General features: G+C 44.1%; 15 protein-coding genes. 7 read left to right on the top strand and 8 right to left on the bottom strand.

Annotated features, from left to right (window positions below; translation table 11 throughout):
• Positions 1 to 109: 109 nt before the first annotated feature.
• Positions 110 to 295: a hypothetical protein gene (locus DWX33_RS17635; protein WP_147425516.1), complete on the bottom strand. Its 186-nt coding sequence runs from the start codon at positions 293 to 295 to the stop codon at positions 110 to 112.
• Between the two features lie 361 nt (positions 296 to 656).
• Here DWX33_RS17635 and DWX33_RS22315 point away from each other — a divergent pair, with 361 nt between their 5' ends.
• Positions 657 to 992, top strand: coding sequence for a hypothetical protein (locus tag DWX33_RS22315; protein ID WP_147425515.1), 336 nt, complete (start codon positions 657 to 659; stop codon positions 990 to 992).
• Here DWX33_RS22315 and DWX33_RS17625 read toward each other — a convergent pair.
• From DWX33_RS17625 to DWX33_RS17615, 3 genes are all read right to left on the bottom strand, one after another.
• Complete coding sequence (locus DWX33_RS17625; RefSeq protein ID WP_122380766.1) at positions 984 to 1739, bottom strand: helix-turn-helix transcriptional regulator; 756 nt, start codon at positions 1737 to 1739, stop codon at positions 984 to 986. The two genes, DWX33_RS22315 and DWX33_RS17625, sit on opposite strands and share 9 nt — an antisense overlap.
• A 31-nt stretch (positions 1740 to 1770) precedes the next feature.
• Positions 1771 to 2868 carry a YhcG family protein gene (locus DWX33_RS17620; RefSeq protein ID WP_122380765.1) on the bottom strand — a complete coding sequence of 366 codons (1098 nt, stop codon included), beginning with the start codon at positions 2866 to 2868 and terminating at the stop codon, positions 1771 to 1773.
• 82 nt (positions 2869 to 2950) lie between these two features.
• Entirely contained in the window at positions 2951 to 4300 is a 1350-nt protein-coding gene (locus DWX33_RS17615; RefSeq protein WP_122380764.1) for a site-specific integrase, read from the bottom strand.
• Positions 4301 to 4623: 323 nt separating this feature from the next.
• Here DWX33_RS17615 and DWX33_RS17610 point away from each other — a divergent pair, with 323 nt between their 5' ends.
• Complete coding sequence (locus DWX33_RS17610; RefSeq protein ID WP_009018677.1) at positions 4624 to 5199, top strand: ORF6N domain-containing protein; 576 nt, start codon at positions 4624 to 4626, stop codon at positions 5197 to 5199.
• 136 nt (positions 5200 to 5335) lie between these two features.
• On the opposite strand, the gene DWX33_RS17605 is transcribed toward DWX33_RS17610, so the two are convergent.
• The 3 genes from DWX33_RS17605 to DWX33_RS17595 all read right to left on the bottom strand — a co-directional run bounded on the left by DWX33_RS17605 (position 5336) and on the right by DWX33_RS17595 (position 7777).
• Complete coding sequence (locus DWX33_RS17605) at positions 5336 to 5773, bottom strand: DUF6078 family protein (protein WP_122144693.1); 438 nt, start codon at positions 5771 to 5773, stop codon at positions 5336 to 5338.
• Positions 5774 to 5875: 102 nt separating this feature from the next.
• Positions 5876 to 6340 (bottom strand): helix-turn-helix domain-containing protein, encoded by a 465-nt coding sequence (locus tag DWX33_RS17600; protein WP_005864185.1) that lies wholly within the window; start codon positions 6338 to 6340, stop codon positions 5876 to 5878.
• A gap of 291 nt (positions 6341 to 6631) precedes the next feature.
• On the bottom strand, positions 6632 to 7777 hold the full coding sequence (locus tag DWX33_RS17595; protein ID WP_005860835.1) for a DUF6051 family protein: 1146 nt from the start codon (positions 7775 to 7777) through the stop codon (positions 6632 to 6634).
• A gap of 179 nt (positions 7778 to 7956) precedes the next feature.
• Between DWX33_RS17595 and DWX33_RS17590 the strand changes: the two genes are divergently transcribed.
• Entirely contained in the window at positions 7957 to 8799 is an 843-nt protein-coding gene (locus tag DWX33_RS17590; RefSeq protein ID WP_005860837.1) for a LytTR family DNA-binding domain-containing protein, read from the top strand.
• Between the two features lie 4 nt (positions 8800 to 8803).
• On the opposite strand, the gene DWX33_RS17585 is transcribed toward DWX33_RS17590, so the two are convergent.
• Positions 8804 to 12751, bottom strand: coding sequence for a hybrid sensor histidine kinase/response regulator transcription factor (locus tag DWX33_RS17585; protein ID WP_122380790.1), 3948 nt, complete (start codon positions 12749 to 12751; stop codon positions 8804 to 8806).
• A gap of 257 nt (positions 12752 to 13008) precedes the next feature.
• Between DWX33_RS17585 and DWX33_RS17580 the strand changes: the two genes are divergently transcribed.
• From DWX33_RS17580 to DWX33_RS17565, 4 genes are all read left to right on the top strand, one after another.
• Entirely contained in the window at positions 13009 to 14097 is a 1089-nt protein-coding gene (locus DWX33_RS17580) for a Gfo/Idh/MocA family protein (RefSeq protein WP_122380763.1), read from the top strand.
• Between the two features lie 166 nt (positions 14098 to 14263).
• Positions 14264 to 15031 carry a DUF1080 domain-containing protein gene (locus DWX33_RS17575; RefSeq protein WP_022192274.1) on the top strand — a complete coding sequence of 256 codons (768 nt, stop codon included), beginning with the start codon at positions 14264 to 14266 and terminating at the stop codon, positions 15029 to 15031.
• 26 nt (positions 15032 to 15057) lie between these two features.
• The gene (locus DWX33_RS17570) at positions 15058 to 16398 is read left to right on the top strand and encodes a Gfo/Idh/MocA family oxidoreductase (RefSeq protein ID WP_022192273.1); all 1341 of its coding nucleotides are present in this window, start codon (positions 15058 to 15060) and stop codon (positions 16396 to 16398) included.
• A gap of 142 nt (positions 16399 to 16540) precedes the next feature.
• The gene (locus tag DWX33_RS17565; RefSeq protein WP_022192272.1) at positions 16541 to 19504 is read left to right on the top strand and encodes a TonB-dependent receptor; all 2964 of its coding nucleotides are present in this window, start codon (positions 16541 to 16543) and stop codon (positions 19502 to 19504) included.
• The last annotated feature ends 12 nt before the right edge of the window (positions 19505 to 19516 follow it).

The following is a 19516-nucleotide window of genomic DNA, read 5'->3' as shown; positions in this document are numbered from 1 at the left end:
TTGTTTTGATTTCTGATGCAAAATTACAGCCGTTATAAATTCCCTGCCATACCCAAAAGGGTATGATTGCATCTCGGGGTGAAAACGTACCCATTTGGGTATGATTGATTTATTTCTCTATATGAGCGATTGAATCAAGTGTATTCCCGAGCTGGCAAGAATCAAAATTTTCTTCAAGTTCCTCCATCGTGAGGGTATCAGCGGTGTTATTGTCGGATGATTCCCCGGAAGGGGTAGCGCATGATATCAAATTTAACATCACGCCCATTGCTATTACAAATAGTATTGTCTTCATAACTGTATCAATTAAAGTTTTCTGACGCAAAATTACATCCTCTGAAAGTTCCTTGCCATACCCAAAAGTGTACAAATGCGTTTGGAGATGAAAACATACACTTTTGGGTATGGCAAAGCAGAGGGGATAGTCCTAATTTTGCAGTGTAAAATTGATAATGAATATGACAAGCGAAGAAAGACGCCGGATAGCAGACTGTCGAATTGCAGTCGTTGGAGCGACAGAATTTATTGACAGCATCAAGGCCGAACTTCAACAGTTGGGCTTTGAGTCCATTCAAATAATATTTTCCTCTGATAAACAGTCAGCGATAAACAATTTCGATGTTATCGCCGAGAATGTCAACGAAGGAAGTTCTTGTATGTCAAAGGTAACAGACATACCTTTGATACTGCCATTCGATTTCGTAAATGGAGCCGGAGCGATTATAGTTATGCCCGATGATGAACGGGATATGTTATGCAAGCCTGACCTCCGGCAATGGGCGGCAACATATATGGCCGGGTACTGTGCTTTCTGGAATGTAGCTGGTTGCGAGTGGTTGCGAGATTCATTATCCGACATCAGAAACGGCGTAACGAGCAGTGCGGCACTTAAAACTGCAGCCCATATATGCGCACGGATAGCAGCCAACATAGCCGTCGGGCGCGAGGTTAAACACTTCCCTCGTTTCTATCTGTGTAAGAATTTAGAGTAGCTTGTTATTTGTAGCCGCAACGATGGCTTCGGATATATTGCGTACATCAAGTTTCTCAAATATGCGCTGACGGTATTTCTTGATGGTGTCTGGCGACAGGCATATACGGTCGGCAATCTCCGACATGGTGTAGCCCTGAATCGACAGAGTGAGCACCGCCTTCTCACCATCGGTAAGAGTCGGCATCTGCCGCTTGTCCCATCGTCGTGTGTTTCGGTTGTATTCAAAATAATCCGGAGTGCCGACACGGTGCATCTCAACATGACCGGGCGATGTGTGGGTAGATGCCGATACCACGCAAAGCGCAAGCCATATACGACCATCGGAAGTCAATACAAGAGGGGTGAGTTTATGATTAACGAGAATCTTCCTGCCTCCGTTAAGTATGTTAAAGTCGTATGAGATATACCAGTCCTTGCGTTCTTCGACCGGAATTGTATTGTGAAATGAAAATCCTGCCTCGTTCAGATCAATTAAAAACTGCTGTTCATCTTCTGGCACATATTCCAGATAGAAACGATAGCCCAGTTTCATCATCTGCTCGGGTGTCAATCCGCATAGGAACATCGGATTGGGCGACACATACAGGAAATTCTGCTTGAAATAGTCGATGATATAGACGCTCTGATATGTGGAGCGAGAAAACGCCTCTGCCGAGCGGATATATTCATCCACCCGGCTGTAATCAAGCTCCTCCGGGAGCTTGACCTCATTATCAGGTATGAAGAAATCGTTTGTTGTTTTCATCTGAAAATGCGGATAATGCAGAAAATGCAGGTTATTTCAGTTCTAATTCGATCTCCTCTATTGATGGCAGGGAACTCTTGAACTCGTCGGGGATAAACTTTGTCAGTTGGAACTCCGCGACACCGATAGGTTGCGATGATGATTCAAGGGCATACTGGGCAAGCACATTGTCTTTATCCTTGCATATCAGAAGTCCGATAGTGGGATTGTCCTGCTCTGTTTTAAGGATGTGATTTACCGCCGTCATGTATGTTCCGAGTTGACCAATGTCGCCGGCACCGAATGTACCTGTCTTGACCTCAATAACACAATAGGCGTGTAATTTCACATTATAAAACAGTAAATCAATGAATTGCTCTGTATGCCCGACTTTAAGACGATACTCTTCTCCGACATAAGCAAATCCGGAACCGAGTTCAAGAAGAAAGCGGGATATATTCGCCATCAAAGCTTTCTTTAGTTCGCGTTCTTTGTATGGCTCGGTCATTTCGGTAAAGTCGAAAATATATGGGTCTTTTGTCAGTTCCTGTGCAAGATCGCTGTCGGGAGCGGGCAACAAGCGGGAGAAACTTGTCAATGCTTTTCCTTGACGCAGATGCAGACTCGTGTCGATAAATGATTTCAACACATTACGTGACCAACCCCCTTCAACCACTTTATGTGCGTAGAATAATGCTGTTTCTCGTTCTCCAGTCTCAAAATACTTATCTATCAGGGTGCAATGATGCCCCCATGGAACAGAAAAGATAATATCGTCATTAATGCCCTGAGATATGCCAACAGCTTGTTGGCACATCTCAGCTTCAGAATTGCCAACAGCTTGTTGGCAATTTGTAGTCAGTTCACCATAAAGAAGATACATCTTCTTCATGTATTGCAGGTTCTGCCGAGAAAAACCCTCGGCTTCCGGTATGGCAGCCTTCAAATCCTGACTGAGATTTCGATAGAATCCGCTACCATAGACATTCTCAGCATCACGAGCCACAATGTCACGACCGAGCGACCAGTAGAAGCGCAGCATCTCCCGGTTCACCTGCGTCGCGGCCTTAATCTGGCTACGGCGGTATCTTTCTTTTAGCTCCTGTATCCACCGGGAGTATTCGGCATCGGTCTTAATCAGTTTGCTCATGAATTTACTCTACTGTCGTAATATTGATTACAAAATTACAAAAATATTCTGATACTGAGGATATAAAATATGGCAAATCAGACTAATCCAACAGTTCGACAAGTTCTTTTTTGATGTCTTCGTCAATCTCGCGGTAGCGGGCGAAAGCCTTGCTTCCCTCCTTATGCCCGGACAATGCACCCACAAGACTGGGATCCTTGACCTTCTTGTAGAGATTGCCGACAAATGTACGACGCGCCATGTGGCTGCTGGCTATTTCATTTATCGGACGACGTTCCTCCTCTCCGGTTTTGGGATTAAGCACCGTAACAATGCGTGTTATGCCACAAGCCGTAAAAATGCTCTTGATTGCGTCATTGTATTTCTGGGTGCTGATATATGGGAATAGTCTTCCCTTTTTATCGACTCCCTTGTACTTCTCCACTAATGCCAATGCTCGTGTATTCAAGGGGACGCGAATAACCTCGGGGCGTTCCCCCTTCGTCTTATTAGGCATATATTCCACGGCTCCATTGATTATGCTGTCAGGGGTCATTTCAATCAAGTCTGATACTCTACAACCGATTAGGCACTGAAAAACAAATATGTCGCGCTGAACCGACAAAGCAGCTTTACCCGCGAAATCAAAGTCGGCAATAATATCTCGTTCCTCCATAGTGATGTAGTAAGGCGTACCGTATTTCTCAGCACCTATGCTTGAGCAGGACGCAAACGGAGTACGGGTAATGTAACCTCGTTTGACACACCAGTTGAAGAAAGCCCGAAGCCTTTTCATGATTGCTATGACAGCATTGTGTCCACGCTGTTCCGGCTTGCGCGGCTTACGCTTTGATTTCACGACTTCCGAAACATCCTTATATATGGAGGGATATTTCTCATATATCTTTGGCTCATCAATCACAAACTGCTTGAACGCATCTACCATTTCGCCGGTGAACTCTTCAAGTTTAAGAGTGAATTTCTGACGCGTCGATTTCTGCTTATACTTCTCATACCTTTCAAGCAAACGAGCCAATACCCTATAATGGCTTGATAACTTGGTGCCGTCCTGTGTCGTATCAAGATACTCGTTGAATGTGTCAAAGAAATTACGGCTGACAGGCGTTGTATCGAACAATTCAGGATGATTATGACGCATGATTGCATCCTCGAAAAATTCCTTTGACAAAAGATTCTGAGGAGTATTTACACACAGAGACACCAATCGACTCTCCAATGATACGAGATTATCGCTGATTGTTTGTAAATTTGCAAGCGTCTTGCGGTCTGCTCTCGGCATTACGAATTTGCCATCCCGGAATCGGGACGGGTCAACGAAGATGCCACTTTTGAGTCTTAGGCGCAAGTCGCGCGACACTGACAGGCGGAGCATGATTTCAGACTCGCCGTTGCCATTAACCTTAGAGGAAAGAGACCTTGTTATAGTTGCCATATTGAGAGAGGTTTAGATTACAGGTACAAATTTACGAAAATTTGTCCACCTACCAAAATTTCTGTCCACATTTTGTCCACATCTTCTGCTTCTACTTGCGCCTCCTTGATATGGGAGACGCAAATATTCAAAGCCCATTGTTTTACTAATCATCTAATATATAGTCATATAACAAACGCACGAATTGAATGTTGAGATTCAAGCAAATTCAACACGATTCACTTTTACAACTCCAAGTGGGACCACGATGGATGATCGCTAAATAACTGGATAAAGGTTGTTTAGCGATTTTTTGTTTCATTAAATCTTAACCGAATATTAACATGATAAAAAGACAGGATCAATTACAGGTAATACAGAGTAAGATATACGAGATCAGGGGCCAGAAGGTGATGCTTGATTTTGATTTGGCTGAGATGTACGGAACCGAGACAAAGCGACTTAAAGAAGCTGTTAGGCGTAATACAAAACGTTTCCCTTGCGATTTTATGTTTGAACTGACGAAAGAAGAATATGCTTCTTTGAGGACGCAATTTGCGACCTCAAAGAGTCGGGGAGGAACTCGCTACATGCCTTTCGCTTTTACGGAGCATGGCGTTGCCCAACTTTCTTCTGTGTTGAATAGTGACATTGCTATAGAGATCAACATACAGATAATCCGTGCGTTTATTGCCGTCCGACAAATGATTATTAATCCTCCGACAGATAAATTCACCGAGCTTCAGCAAGAAGTAAAAGAACTGAAAGTATATATTGAAGAAGTCTTTGCCGATTATAATGATATAAATGATGATACCCGTATGCAGCTAGAGCTAATCAACCAGACTCTGGCGGAATTGCAAACACAAAAGAAACTGTCGGATAAACCTCGTAATCCGATCGGGTTCGTCAAACCTTAAAAAAGTGTCGGTGATCGGGCTTGACGTGATGTTGCATGAAGATCTTTTTTCACCGTGGAGAAAAAACGTTTTCATCACGGTGAAAAACCTTTTTCATCACGGTGGAAATACATTTTCATCACGGTGAAAAAATGAATTACTCCCAGTCGTAGTCCTCATAGTAGGCATCGAATTCTTGAGAACTGTCTGCTTTGCATCTTTTTAGTGTTTCGAGAACGAATTGTTGCTCGGTTGGTAAGAGCGGACGGGTTCCCTTGCGGGCACGGTAATAAGTGCTTTGGCCGAAATGAGAGATCAGATACTTGCTGACCTCTTGCATCTGCTTGTAGGGAAGACTATCTAGGATGTTTATGAACCCCATCGCATAACGGGTCTTTTTATTGGAACGGTAGTAAGGGCAATCCCCCGTGAGGCTTGCCAAGCGTTTGGGGCTGATGATAGTCCAGCACTCAACGTCGTCTGGAGCGCTTACCTCCGCTATTTGCCTAAGGCAGGTGGCGGCGTTCGGGCACTGGCGGTTCAAGCATAATGAGTATCGAGAAGGCACATTCGCGAAATCGAGTTTTTCTTCCATGGTAATAAGATGTATAATGAAAGCCCTTAGCTGAAACGCTTATCATGCGATGGATACGGACGGCTAAAAGCTAAGAATGTTTTATATATTGTTGTTGGTAGGTTAGGACTTGGAGGCGTTTCCCTCTAACTCGGCGATGCGTTGCTCCAGTTCCTTGATCTTTTCTTGATCGGCTTTAAGTAGACGCTCATAGAGTTCGGTGATTTTGTCGATTGGGTTAACGTGATAGGTTGTCTCAAAGTCGTTATCGTTTTCATCATAGGAAGAATTGACACTACCAACATTCGCCCCTTTTTCAATCGTGTTGGTGCTATTATTCTCAATATAGATACTCATCGGCTCCTCCATCGTTTTCAGATCTTCGAGCGATACGCCTGTGATCTCCGCTACTTTTTGCAGGATCTCATCGCTTACGATTTTGGTGCTTTCGATTTGGGATAATCGTTGTTGGGACATACCCAATAGATCCGCTAAAGTTTTTTGCACTAAACCTTTCATCCTACGGGCGGAGGCGATGTTATGCCCGTGATGCACTCGTTGGCTTGTTCCTGTATTCTCTGTTCCCATATCTTCTTGATTTTAATTTTCAACAAATATACGAAGGATATGTTCATGTCGGGTAGCCGGAATTAAATTTCTATCGATGAAAGAAGTAAATACTATTCGGGGACTAGTGGATACTAACGTTACGGATTTGCGGACCTTCTTATTTCTCTGTTCTTTTGCATCGTATTCATAAAATAAATATGGGGCACGTACAGAGGTGAAGGGGGATAGCCGAAGACAGACAATATGCTTGCCAGCTGAGAGGCTGGCAACGTTGTCTGTTGAGCTTGCCTTAAATGCGGTGATGTCCCTTTAGAGAAACGCCGCCGCCCTCGTGAATATGGAATGAAAGGCTTGGTTGATCAGGCCCGGATCGATACGGGAGTGTGTCGGGAAGGGGATTTGATGGGAGTAAGCGAACGGGAAATCCAGCTCTTCCAATATCTTGCCGGACGCTTTTCCTAAAGCCTTGATCACCCCGCCAGTAGGCATAACGATATCTTTTTTCAATGAGATCGCCCGAATACGATCGCAAGCCCGTTGGAAGAACGACTCCCGGTAATCTCGTAACACATCCTCACGTACCATGGCCTTAAAGGCTTGCTCCAGAAAATCATTCTTGAACGAGGTGGGAAGCGTACGGTTCTCCAAGAAATCATGCCGGAAGTAATGGCGTACCTTGGCGAACGCCTCCTTGTCCATGATATCACGGGCGTTGCCATCCATCTCACTGAAGATGGAGCCACCGCAAAACATGAATAAACGGGTGTCCGTAAACATCTTGTCCGGATTCGCTAATAACAAGACCTGCGAGAGTAACGCCCCGATGGAATAAGCGAATAAGTTGATGGACGTATCTTCCTTGAACAAAGGATGCTCGCCGTTCTTGATCTCATGAACCAATTGCCACATATTATAAACGGACTCTCTGCCCGAGGCGTAAAAGCGTAACGGGTTTTGGGATAGCCGGCTGCTGAGGGCTACGTTGGCGAAGGTGGAGTTCGTCACGTTCGCTACCTCCTCCTTGCGTTTGCTTACCCAAGGGAGGATCGCACGGGGATTGGCCCATAATCCCGGGGTACGGTTCATATGGAAAGCGATCGGGAACAGGATGACCGGCTTACCGGTCGTATGGGTGAGGTATTCCGCCCATGTGAGGTATTTTTCCCAAGTCCGCTCGTTCAGGCCATGCAACAGGATAATCGCCTCATTATTCTTTTTACGTCCCGAGGGCGTGAATATGGCATACGAGAAAGATTTGTTCTCTTGGATACGATCGTCGGTCATCGGACAGAATCCGGTGGGGGTAAGTCCCTTCTGGAACTCGTCGATCTCGCTGGCGCCACGGGTCTGGGTGAAGCGAAACGGGATGATCTCCAGATGGCTCTCTTCCAATTCAGTCTTTTTGTCATAAGAGAAAAGACTGTTCAGTTGCTTAGTACGAAGTGAAATATCCATAATCCTCTGATTTTTTACTGCAAACAAACAATAGAAAAACATCTCTTCAAAATAAATGGTTTAAACGGGCTTTGTTGGGGACATAAAGTGTTATTTAGGGGTGAAATCTTTTATAGAGGGGTGAATTTCGTCTGGGAAAATGATTACATTTGTTCCAAAATAGAGGCAAAAAGATGGGAATGTGGGATCAAAAAATACCAAGTTACATATACGGTAAACAGAATATCGTGAGGCTGATTTTGTGGACGGCCTTGTTTGCGTTGGTGTTTATCAACATCTACAAGCCGTTTAGCTCCACCTCTTGGTACAAGGTCTCGGAGTTTAAGTTCTTCGTATTCTCCAGCTTGATTATCTTGACGGGAGTATTGGTGGTTGTCTTGAGCCGTATTATTCTGTTCCATTGGGGGAAGCGGCATGCTATCACGGTCCGGACCTATGCGATCTGGATCGTGCTGGAGATATTCTTCATGTCGCTTTTCTATACGATTTATACGTTGGTACTGAATCCGGAACGAGAATATATGGAAGTTTTTAACGATTCGGCGGTGAATACCAGTCTGGTTTTATTGCTCCCTTATTCCGTGCTGCACCTGTATTTCTCTTATAAAGAGAAAGAGCGACAATTGCGATTGTTGGAGGAGAACCAGACGGAAGCGGCGGTTCGGCAAAGCGTTTTCTCTTTCTATGACGAGAAGAACGAGTTGCGCCTTTCCGTGAAGCGAAGTAACCTGCTGTACCTTGAATCGGCGGATAATTACGTTTGTATCTGGTATCTGAATAAGGGGCAGCTCACGAAGTTTATGCTTCGCAACTCCTTGAAGGCGATCGAGGAAAGCCTCGCTGATACGAATGTGCTCCGTTGCCATCGTTCTTTCATGGTAAATTTCGACCAAGTGAAGGTGATCCGCAGGGAGAAGGAGGGCGTTTATTTGGAGCTGGGGATCGAGAAAGTACCCGATATCCCGATCTCCAAGACGTATAGCGAGAAGGTAACCCGCTGGTTCCAGACCTATTCTTCCTAGCGGGCTATTTCAATTCGATATTATTTTCTTTCGCGTATTGCGAGGGGCTCATGTTGAATTGCTTGGAGAAGGCCCGGCTGAAATAGGATTGCGAGTTGAAACCAACCGCCTCGGCGATCTCGTAAATTCTCATATCGCCTTGAAGGATCAACTCGGCGGCTTTCTTTAGCCGGCTGATCTTGATCAACTCGTTGGGCGTTACGTTCGATAGGCCGTTGATTTTACGGTAAAGGGTCGGACGGCTTAGATTCATCAAGTCCGCTATCATGTCCACGTCTAGGTTCACGTCGTTTATATGGCTGTCGATGATATCGTTCAGTTTCTTCAAGAACTTCTCGTCCGCCTTCGTGTAAGCCATGGATTTGATATTGGCAATCGGCGAGTTGAAATAATAGGCACGCATATTGCTCCGGTTGTTCAGCAGGTTCGTCACTTGGGTAAGCAATAGATCCATGGAGAAAGGTTTGTCGATGTAAGCGTCCGCCCCCAGCTCAAGCCCTTCCATGCGAGATTGTAAGGTGTTCTTAGCCGTCAAGAGGATGATCGGGATATGGCTGAACTCCAGATTAGTCTTTATCTTTTTCAATAAGGTGAAACCATCCATGACAGGCATCATGATATCGCTGATGATTAATTGGATGCCATATTCCTGAAGACGGGCAATCGCCTCCTCGCCATTACCGGCGGTGACAACATTGTAATGGACATTGATCTCTTGACCGATGAAATGGAGCATTTCGGTGTTATCTTCCACCACGAGAACCGTCGGGCGGGATTCTTGGGTGACATATTTCCGCTCGCTGGCAGGGTTGGTCAGGACCTCTGCTTTCTCTTCCTCTAGTTTTAATGAGTTCGGTTGGTTCACCGGCAAACGTAATCTAAAGATGATAAGCCCGGCCGGAGATTCCTCCAACGTCAACGATCCCTCGTGCATCTCCGCTAAAGAACGGGCCAAGGGTAGTCCGAGCCCGGTCCCGGATTTATGGATAGAGGAGTCATCCCGGTAGAAAGGCTCGAAGATCTTTTCTTTTATCTCCTCCGAGATGGGCTTTCCATCGTTCATGATATCGATCGTGAATCGCTCGCCATCTTGCGCCTCGAACCGAACGATGATCTTGCTTCTTGCGTATTTAATAGCGTTCGATAGGAGGTTGCTGAGTATCTTCGTGCAAGCTTCCTTATCGATAAAGGCGTAGAAAGATTTCACGTTACACTCGATAATCATTTGCAATGCCTCCTGCTCCGCCGTGTCGTGGAAACGCTCAAAGGTCTCTTGCATCAATGCAATGATGTCCGTATGTATGAAGTTTAGTTTATATCCCTCGATTTCCGTCTTCCTGAAATCCAGTAGTTGATTCACCAGATCCAGTAGCCGGTTTGCGTTTTTATCCACAATTGTCAGATAATTCTTTGCGCTGGGAGATAGCTTGATGTCCCGTGTTACTTTCTCCAGAGGACTTTTAATTAAAGTTAGGGGCGTACGTATCTCATGAGCGATATTGATGAAGAAATCAATCTTAGCTTGATAAAGCTCCTTCTCCTTTTCATTCTCGAACTCCTGTATTTTCTGCTGTATATTGGCCTTATTATGCCGGGAAATGATAAAGATCAGCAACACTACGCATCCGATAGCGATAATCCCATATAGGATTAACGCCTTGGTAGAGAGCCACCATGGGGGAAGGATCGTAATCTGGAACATCGCCGGCTCATCATTCCAAATACCGGACAGGTTCGCCGCCTTCACCTTGAACGTATAATTACCGGGCGGTAGTTTTGTGAAATAAACCCGGTTCTCGCCCACCACATGATACCATTTGGAACTTAACCCTTCCATGCAATAGGCGTATTGGGTGAGGTTGGGAGCTTGGTAGCTTAATGATGTGTAGTCGATGTAGAATGTGGACTGATTATGTTCTAAGGTGATCCCTTTTTTAAAAGTTATGTCTTTTTGCCTCAATAGATTATGGTCGGGGTCCGAATAATTGATTTGTGTCATATAAATCTTCGGTTGAATAGAGAACTGTTGGATATTATCGGGGTGGAACCAGACCAAGCCTTTCAAGGTCCCGAAATATAGTTTGCCGTCTTTAGCTTTTAAAGAAGAGTTATAGTTGAATTGATTGGACAGGAGCCCATGTTCTTTTTTGAACACCTTGATCTCTTGATTGACCGGGTTAAGTACGGCTAGGCCATTTGTGGTACTGATCCACATGTGGCCTTTAGGGTCTTCCTCGATCCGGTAAATGACGTTACTGGGTAGGCCGTCTTGAGTCGTGTATCTTGTCGTACTCTTTAAATTCCGGTCGTACATTTTCACTCCGTTTCCGGTAGCGAACCATAGATTGTTTTTAGTATCCTCATGGATGTGATTGATCGTCCGGTTGGCGTTCGTGTTTATGGAATCCAATTTAAATTCGCCGTGTTTTTGCCGGATTGGGTCGAAATAATATAATCCGGTATTGAATGTTCCGGCCCATATAACCCCTTCGTGATCCTCGAAGATCGTTTGTATCCTGCAATTACCGGGGAATTGATCGAGAGGCTCGAAAATATCTTTCTCCGGATTATATTGATACATGCCGGATGCCGTAGCTATGAGCAAGTTATTTTTCCGGGTTTTATAGAGATATACGATGATATCGTTTTGGGAGGCGTAAGGATTCGGGGCGATCGTATAATGCTTGATGATTTTCTCCGTACGGATATCCATCACGTCTACCCCGTTAGCGTGTGTCCCGATCCATAGATAGTCTCCAATCACGGTAAGCCCGTGGATACAGCTTTGGGAAAGACCGTCTTTATCTTGGAAGTTCTTATAGGTTTGCGTACGGATGTCGAGTTTATTGAGACCAGCGTCTTCGGTTCCTATCCATATATTATGGTTAGCGTCTTGGCAAATATCATGGATAATATCACCGTTAATTGTTTTTTTCCCGGGTATATTGTAGTCTTTCTTGAATTTGAGATAAGGAGGAAGGTAATTAATGCCCCCATTATCCGTACAGATCCATAAGCCACCTTCCCGGTCCTTGCAAAACTGTTTGGTAGCGTTGTTGGATAGTGAATATGGATCGCATTTGTCTTGCTCAATGTGAAAGGTCTTGTTTGAGGGGATTTGGTAGATATAGATACCGTTGTAGGTGGCGATCCATACCTCGTCGTTTGTCACTTGGAAAATATCCCGGGTATAGAGGGGGCTGTTCTTTTGCCGGGTAAGAACATTTCGGCAAACACCTGTTTGTATATTGACTTGTTTGACTCCGTTATCGCTTGTACCTATCAGTAATGTATTATCGGACGGGGATGCCCATAGAGTCGTCATATTATCTATATGTAGGGTGTCACTACCGTTATGGATATTTAGAGGGATGAATTTGTTATCGGTCGGGTCTAAGAGAACGACATTACCGTTTAGCGTGGTGGCCCATATCTGATCTTGGGGGGTGATATAGAAAGAGGTGATCGGATCACTATCCTTATACAGGTAGTTTTGGTGTAGCTCGGATTGCTCATTATATTTAATAAGGGAAAAGCCGGATAACAGCATCCACAGATTCCCTCGGTGATCAAATTCCAGATAGGTACAGCCGATTCCTTTCGTGAACTTTATCAAGGAAAAAGTATCGGTTTGGTAATCGTATTTTTGTACTCCCATATTAGTACCCACCCAGAGTTCACCGGAAGGGCTTATCGCCAAGTCGGTAATCCAGCTACTTATTAAAGTTCCTCTCTGTTTGGTTTGATTTTTTATGATATGGAATTTGTTCCCGTCAAATCGATTGAGCCCGTCCCGTGTTCCAAACCACATAAAGCCATAATGATCTTGGACACAACATGTCACGTTATTATTGCTTAATCCATCTTCTACCTCATAGGATTTAAAGTAGTATGACCGGGCGTTGACTTCTATTGCGGTTACTACAAATAATAGGACGTATAAATAATTCATCAAGTTTTTTTTCATAGATCTCCCTTGTATTTCATGCGCAATATAAAGCCTTTTCCTAGACTTTCCATAGCAGTATCGTATCATTGTTTTTCATTTTGTTTCAATGTCCAGACTTCGGTTTTTGGCTTTAAAAGCCGTTCCTTGTAAGACTGTTTGTTGAGACGATAGGTAATAATTTTGAGAGAAAAGTGCAATACTGTTTGACTCAAGGGGCTTTAATTTTGGCAAAAACAGTGTGAATCTTTAAAAGATAGAATATGAATCAAAAAGTAAAAGTAGGTATAATAGGCTTTGGTCGCATGGGTGGATTTTATTTGGAGGAGATGCGGAAGAGCGATCAATGGGAGGTACTTTACATCTGCGATACGGACCCAGAGGCACGAGATTTGGCAAGGAGGAAGTCGCCGACATCCCGAATCGTAGCGGATGAGCAAGTTGTATTCGAGGACCCGGAAGTACAAGTGGTCGGTTTATTTACATTGGCGGATTCCCGGTTGAGGCAAATTAAGAAGGCAATGGCATTTGGCAAACATGTCATCTCAGAGAAACCGGTCGCAGATACGATCGAGCATGAATGGGAGGTCGTGAAATGCGTGGAAAACTCAAGTTTGTTCTCGACCGTTAATTTGTATTTGCGTAATTCTTGGTACCATAATACGATTAAAGAATTTATCCGGAGAGGAGAGATCGGAGATTTGGCGATCATTCGCATTTGCCATATGACTCCGGGGTTGGCTCCGGGTGAAGGTCATGAGTATGAAGGTCCGTCTTTTCATGATTGCGGAATGCATTATGTGGACATTTCCCGGTGGTATGCCGGATGCGAGTATAAGACATGGCATGCGCAGGCGATCCGGATGTGGGATTATCCCGAACCTTGGTGGTTGCAATGTCATGGGACATTTGAGAACGGGGTGGTATTTGATATAACACAAGGGCATGTGTATGGACAATTATCGAAAGACCAAACGCATAACTCTTACATAGATGTAATAGGAACGAAAGGAATCGCCCGGATGAGTCATGATTTTAAGACTGCGGTCGTGGAGTTGAGAGGTGTTAATGAAACACACCGGATCGAGAAGCCCTATGGAGGGAAAAATATAAGTACGCTATGTGATTTGTTCGCGGATTCCGTACGGACCGGAGTTTTTCATTCCCGCCTACCACTGATGCGCGATTCCGCTATCGCTTCCGAGTATGCGTGGAAATTCTTGGATAACGCTAGACAAAATGAGATGCCTTCTATCGGGAATTTACAAACCTTGGAAGAAATCCGGGAGAGAAGACGGAATATGACGGAAGGGTATGGCTTACTTCGCCATGTAAAATTGTCTCATTCTTGATACGATTTTCTCAATGACCGGGGGGGGACAGGCTGGAACTTGTATTATGCGACAATCGGAAACGATTTTGATAAAATAGAAAAAGAGGATTCTTCATATCCGTGATACATTTGCTACTGCTTGTTCATAGAGCGAAAACAGAAACATTAATTTAATACTATGTAGCATGAAAAAAATGATTGTTCTTATCAGTCTTTTATGTGGAGCGTTTTTTATGAGTGCCCAACAAAGTAATCAACAACAAAGACCACCGGAAAGATGGAAACCTGAGAGTACTGAATGGTATTATCCGGTTCCTCCTAAGGTAAAGCCGGGTGTCGGAACTGGTGCTCCTTCCGATGCGATCATCCTGTTTGATGGAAAAGATCTTTCTATGTGGGAATCTGCGGGAAAAGATGGAGGTCCCGCTAAATGGACCGTAAAGGATGGGGCGATGATTGTGGCTTCCGGGACCGGATCGATCCGGACAAAAGATTATTTTGGAGATTGCCAGTTACATATCGAGTTCAAGACCCCTACACCGGGAAAGGATAATACATTACAGATGAAAGGAAATAGTGGCATTATGTTACAAAGCCGTTATGAGGTGCAGGTTTTGGATTGTGAGGATAATCCTACGTATGTGAATGGCTGGGTCGGCAGTATTTATAAGCAAAGCGCACCGTTGGTAAATGCTTTCACGAAGACAAATGAGTGGCAGGTTTATGATATTTATTGGAAAGCTCCCCGTTTCGGGACAAACGACGAATTGGAATCTCCCGCTATGATCACTGTGGTATTGAACGGAGTCGTGGTACAGAATAATTATATACTGAAAGGAACGACCCCATATACCGGTTTACCTAAATATGTAGCGCATGGCCGTCTGCCATTAAGCTTACAGGATCATGGAGTGGAAGTGGCTTTCCGTAATATATGGATTCGAAATTTATAGATTGTATAACCTTAAAAAAATGATTTATGACTACACGTAGGAATTTTTTAAAGAACTCGACGATGTTGGCCGCCGGCTTAGGTATTTCACCTCTTTTGGCATCGGCAGCTCCTACCGTCTCTCATAAGGAAGAGACTATAAAAGGGCGGGTGAATATCGCAGTAATAGGTGTCGGCATGGGATGCCGAGATTTGCAAGGTGCTTTGACTGATAATCCGTGGGTACATTGTGTGGGCATGTGCGACGTGAACAAAGTGAGACTTGATGAGCAGATCGCACGTTTCAAAAAAGACTTTCCGAATCAAACGACCTCGATCAAGGCATATAGTGACTTCCGGGAAGTCTTGGCAAATAAGGATATCGACGGGGTCATTATCGCAACACCGGACCATTGGCATGCCTACATCTTCGCAGAGGCATTAAAAGCGGGCAAGGCGATCTATGTGGAAAAGCCGGTTGCTAATTCGATTCCGGAATGCCATTCGATGATGGATTTCCAAAAGAAATATAAAGGGGTGGTGACAACAGGCTTATGGCAGACCAGCCAACGCTATTTCTTGGCGGCTAATGAGATATTGAAATCCGGTGTGTTGGGGGATGTTTATAAAGTTCAGATATGGCTTTGCCAATCGACGGATCCACGTCCGGCAGTTGCGGATTCTCCGGTTCCTTCTACATTGGATTACAATATGTGGTTGGGTCCGGCTCCCGAGCGCCCATTTAATAATTATCGTTTCCGTGGATGGCGCGGCTTTTGGGATTATGGAGGCGGCCAGCAAACCGACTGGGGAGTGCATTGGATAGACTCTGCGTTCGATGGATTGAAAGCGTTAGGATTGTGTGACCGTGAATATCCGGAGGCGGTATTCTCTACGGCTTATAAAGATCCTACCTCTTTCAATGAGACTCCCAGCTGCCAGACAACGATTTTCCAATATAAGAATTTCCATATAGAGTGGGCACAACAGGTTGCTCACCTGTATAATCGGAATCAAGGAGTAGCTTGGGTAGGAAGTAAAGCCACCTTGGTATGTAATCGAGAAGGCTATGAATTGATTCCAGAGAAGAACCGGGAGGGTGAGTTGTTAACTGACCGTTCCCAGCTTGTCGGGAAGTTCGAGGATGGCGGTGTTGAGGCGCATGCGACGAATTGGTGTAAGTGTATATTGAATAAATCGATTGAGACGAACAGCCCGATCGAGAAAGGGGCTTTCGCGACGATCCTGGCGCATATGGCCAATATCTCATATTTGACGGGAACTCGTGTTGTGTATGATCCGCAAGCTCGTAAGTTTGTGGATAATCCGAAAGCGGACGCGTATTTGAAGCGGAGCTATAGAAGCCCGTGGCAATTCCCGAAAGTTTAATGCGATTGAATGCTTAAAAACAACGACCGGTGGATTTTAATACTCTATTATATATAACCATTACCATACGAATTGAATTACAGCACATTGAGATCTCCGGTCGTTTTTTGTAAAAACAATGTCAACTTTAAATGAATGAGTTATGGAAAATCAAAAAAAGAAAGTATGGCTTCGAAAGGTCCTGTTTTTGATCGTTAGTTTGGCGTTATTCTTTCCCATGATGGCGCAAACGATTACAGTAAAAGGAGTTGTAAAGGAATCTATGACAGGCGAACCGATCATTGGCGCCAATGTAGCGGTGAAAGGAACGACTAACGGTACGATTTCTGATATAAGCGGTATGTATCAGATCTCGAATGTATCATCAAATGCCGTATTGATCGTTTCTTATATTGGATATAAGACCGCAGAGATTCCGGTAAATGGAAAGAACACGATAAATGTGAGCTTGGAGGAAGAAAGTATCGGACTTCAAGAAGTGGTAGCCGTGGGATATGGCTCTCAGAAAAAGAAAGAATTGACCGGCTCTGTAGCAGGCTTGAAAGAGGGAGACTTGATCAAGGGCGTACAGTCTGACCCAATGGGAATGTTGCAAGGTAAAGTGGCAGGTTTGAATATATCCAAACCAAATGCCGGCGACCCGAATGGAGAGTATAAGTTCCAATTACGCGGAACTTCATCCTTAACCGGTAATACTTCTCCGTTGATCGTCATTGATGGTATTCCTCAAGGGGATTTATCCGCTATCCCACAAGATGATATTGAAAGTATCGATGTATTGAAGGATGGTTCAGCGGCGGCGATATATGGAACCCGTGGAACGAATGGCGTTATCTTGGTTACGACAAAACGAGGTTCTGCCGGGAAGATGAGCGTTACCTACAATGGATATATGTCTATCTCTTCCATAGCCAATCAATTGGAAGTCATGGATCGTGACCAGTTTTTGGCAAATGGGGGAAACGACCGGGGATATGATACGAATTGGATGGATGAGATTACCCGAACTCCGTTCTCTCATTCGCATAACTTGGCATTGACAGGAGGTACGACCGATTTTAATTACCGGGCTTCTGTATCTTATCGAAATAACCAAGGTATCGCTCTTAAGTCTGGGTTCAATGAGATGATCGCTCGTTTTTCCGCTAATCAGAATTTATTCGATAAAAAGATTCAAATAGCATACGACGCTACTTATCGTCGTTTTGACCGGGAAGGTGAGAATTCCAGCTATGATGATTATTCCGCTTTTAAGCATGCGTATTATTATAATCCTACGGCACCCGTATACGACGAGACGGGAACGATAGATGCCGGAGGGTATTATGCGCTGGATATTCAAGGATATTCAAATCCGGTGGCTTATATTATGCAGCGTGACCGTCGTACAAAAGGCGGACTTTTCCAAGGGTCTGCTCGTGTAACTTGGAATATTTTGGAAGGACTTCGTGCGCAAGTTTTTGGCTCATTGAAATACTCTGATATAAATAAAGGTACTTATACCTCACGAGAGGTATTTAACACTTCTAGTTTCGGGTCAGCGTCTCGGAGTTTTAATACTCGTTTTAATAAAACACTGGAGACGACGATCGACTATGTAAAATCTTTTGGAGAACATCATTTGGTGGTATTAGGTGGGTATACCTATGAGCATAACTATCGGGAGTCATTTAGCATGAACAACTCGAATTTTGATTCGGATGTATATTCTTACTATAATTTGGGTGCGGGTAGTAACTTGATTAATAACCCTAGCCAAAGCATGATGGATGGTTCGGTTTCTCAAGATAATTTGGTTTCGTTCTTCGGCCGTGTAAATTATAACTGGGGAAATCGTTACTTGTTATCAGCGTCTGTACGACGTGAGGGTTCTACTCGTTTAGGTGCGGATTATAAATGGGGAACTTTCCCTGCGGTAAGTGTCGGTTGGTCTATCGGTAATGAGGCTTTTATGGAAAGCGCTAGCTGGATTAACGATTTGAAATTGCGCTTGGGATATGGCGTGACAGGAAATATGCCTTCAGATAATTATTTGTCTTTGCCAATGATGGGAGTGGTAGGCCGTTTTTATGATCATTCTTCTAAACAATGGATCAATGCTTATGGGCCGACACAGAACCAGAATCCGGATTTGAAATGGGAGCGGAAAGGCGAATGGAATCTAGGTGTTGATTTTGCAGCGTTGAATAACCGCTTGAACGTGACCGTTGATTTATATACCCGTAAGGTTTCAGATTTGTTGTATAAATATAAGGTCCCGACTCCTCCTTACCAATATTCTTCTATGTTGGCGAATGTGGGTGATGCTACAAGTAAAGGTCTGGAATTCTCTGTTTCCGGAACCCCAGTGCAGAGTAAAAACTTCTCGTGGACTAGTTCTATTAACTTCTCATTCAATACGAATAAATTGGACAAATTAAGTAATGAGACTTTCCAAACAGACTGGATTGAGACCGGTTATTTGTCGGATGGTGATTTAGGAGGTATGAACTCGACTCCATTGATTCGTTTGGTCCCGGGTGGCAAGGTCGGTGATTTTTATTTGCCGGTATTCGAGGGATTTACGGAAGATGGTAAATGGAAATTCAAGGATGTTGATGGTAGTGGTGACTTTACATATAATGAGGATCGTGAGATCGTAGGTAATGCGCAACCTGATTTTATAGCAGGATGGACTAACGAGTTTAAATATCGTGACTTCGATTTATCGTTTACATTCCGTGCTGTCGTAGGCAATGATGTATATAATGTAAGCCGTATGGCATTGGAGAATCGGAATGTGGCTGGAAAGGAGAAGAATATGTTGGCTTCGGTAATGGATATCCCGTTGCAAGATGCGGCTCAAGCCTCTAGTTATTATTTGGAGGATGGTTCTTTTGTGAAGTTGGACAATATCACATTGGGTTATAATGTACCGGTGAAGAAATTAGGTTTCATGCAAAACTTACGTTTGTACTTGACTGGTCAGAACTTGTTTACGATCACTGGCTATAAGGGCATCGACCCGGAGGTTGATATGGTAGGATTAGATAATATGGGTATTGAGAGGACTCGTTATTATCCGGCTAGCCGTTCTTTTATTCTTGGTTTGAATGTTACGTTTTAATGGATACTCTAA

The sequence above is a fragment of the Parabacteroides sp. AF19-14 genome, from assembly GCF_003635485.1.
Taxonomy (GTDB): domain Bacteria; phylum Bacteroidota; class Bacteroidia; order Bacteroidales; family Tannerellaceae; genus Parabacteroides; species Parabacteroides distasonis.
The sequence above is the reverse complement of the archived record's forward strand: the minus strand, read 5'-3'. Positions and strand labels throughout refer to the sequence as shown.

What these genes read in the sequence shown, in the direction of transcription:
- DWX33_RS17625 (WP_122380766.1), bottom strand. Translation starts at nt 1,739, where the DNA reads ATGAAAACAACAAACGATTTCTTCATACCTGATAATGAGGTCAAGCTC.
- DWX33_RS17600 (WP_005864185.1), bottom strand. Translation starts at nt 6,340, where the DNA reads ATGGGAACAGAGAATACAGGAACAAGCCAACGAGTGCATCACGGGCAT.
- DWX33_RS17615 (WP_122380764.1), bottom strand. Translation starts at nt 4,300, where the DNA reads ATGGCAACTATAACAAGGTCTCTTTCCTCTAAGGTTAATGGCAACGGC.
- DWX33_RS17595 (WP_005860835.1), bottom strand. Translation starts at nt 7,777, where the DNA reads ATGGATATTTCACTTCGTACTAAGCAACTGAACAGTCTTTTCTCTTAT.
- DWX33_RS17570 (WP_022192273.1), top strand. Translation starts at nt 15,058, where the DNA reads ATGACTACACGTAGGAATTTTTTAAAGAACTCGACGATGTTGGCCGCC.
- DWX33_RS17605 (WP_122144693.1), bottom strand. Translation starts at nt 5,773, where the DNA reads ATGGAAGAAAAACTCGATTTCGCGAATGTGCCTTCTCGATACTCATTA.
- DWX33_RS17575 (WP_022192274.1), top strand. Translation starts at nt 14,264, where the DNA reads ATGAAAAAAATGATTGTTCTTATCAGTCTTTTATGTGGAGCGTTTTTT.
- DWX33_RS17590 (WP_005860837.1), top strand. Translation starts at nt 7,957, where the DNA reads ATGTGGGATCAAAAAATACCAAGTTACATATACGGTAAACAGAATATC.
- DWX33_RS17565 (WP_022192272.1), top strand. Translation starts at nt 16,541, where the DNA reads ATGGAAAATCAAAAAAAGAAAGTATGGCTTCGAAAGGTCCTGTTTTTG.
- DWX33_RS17620 (WP_122380765.1), bottom strand. Translation starts at nt 2,868, where the DNA reads ATGAGCAAACTGATTAAGACCGATGCCGAATACTCCCGGTGGATACAG.
- DWX33_RS17635 (WP_147425516.1), bottom strand. Translation starts at nt 295, where the DNA reads ATGAAGACAATACTATTTGTAATAGCAATGGGCGTGATGTTAAATTTG.
- DWX33_RS17610 (WP_009018677.1), top strand. Translation starts at nt 4,624, where the DNA reads ATGATAAAAAGACAGGATCAATTACAGGTAATACAGAGTAAGATATAC.
- DWX33_RS17585 (WP_122380790.1), bottom strand. Translation starts at nt 12,751, where the DNA reads ATGAATTATTTATACGTCCTATTATTTGTAGTAACCGCAATAGAAGTC.
- DWX33_RS22315 (WP_147425515.1), top strand. Translation starts at nt 657, where the DNA reads ATGTCAAAGGTAACAGACATACCTTTGATACTGCCATTCGATTTCGTA.
- DWX33_RS17580 (WP_122380763.1), top strand. Translation starts at nt 13,009, where the DNA reads ATGAATCAAAAAGTAAAAGTAGGTATAATAGGCTTTGGTCGCATGGGT.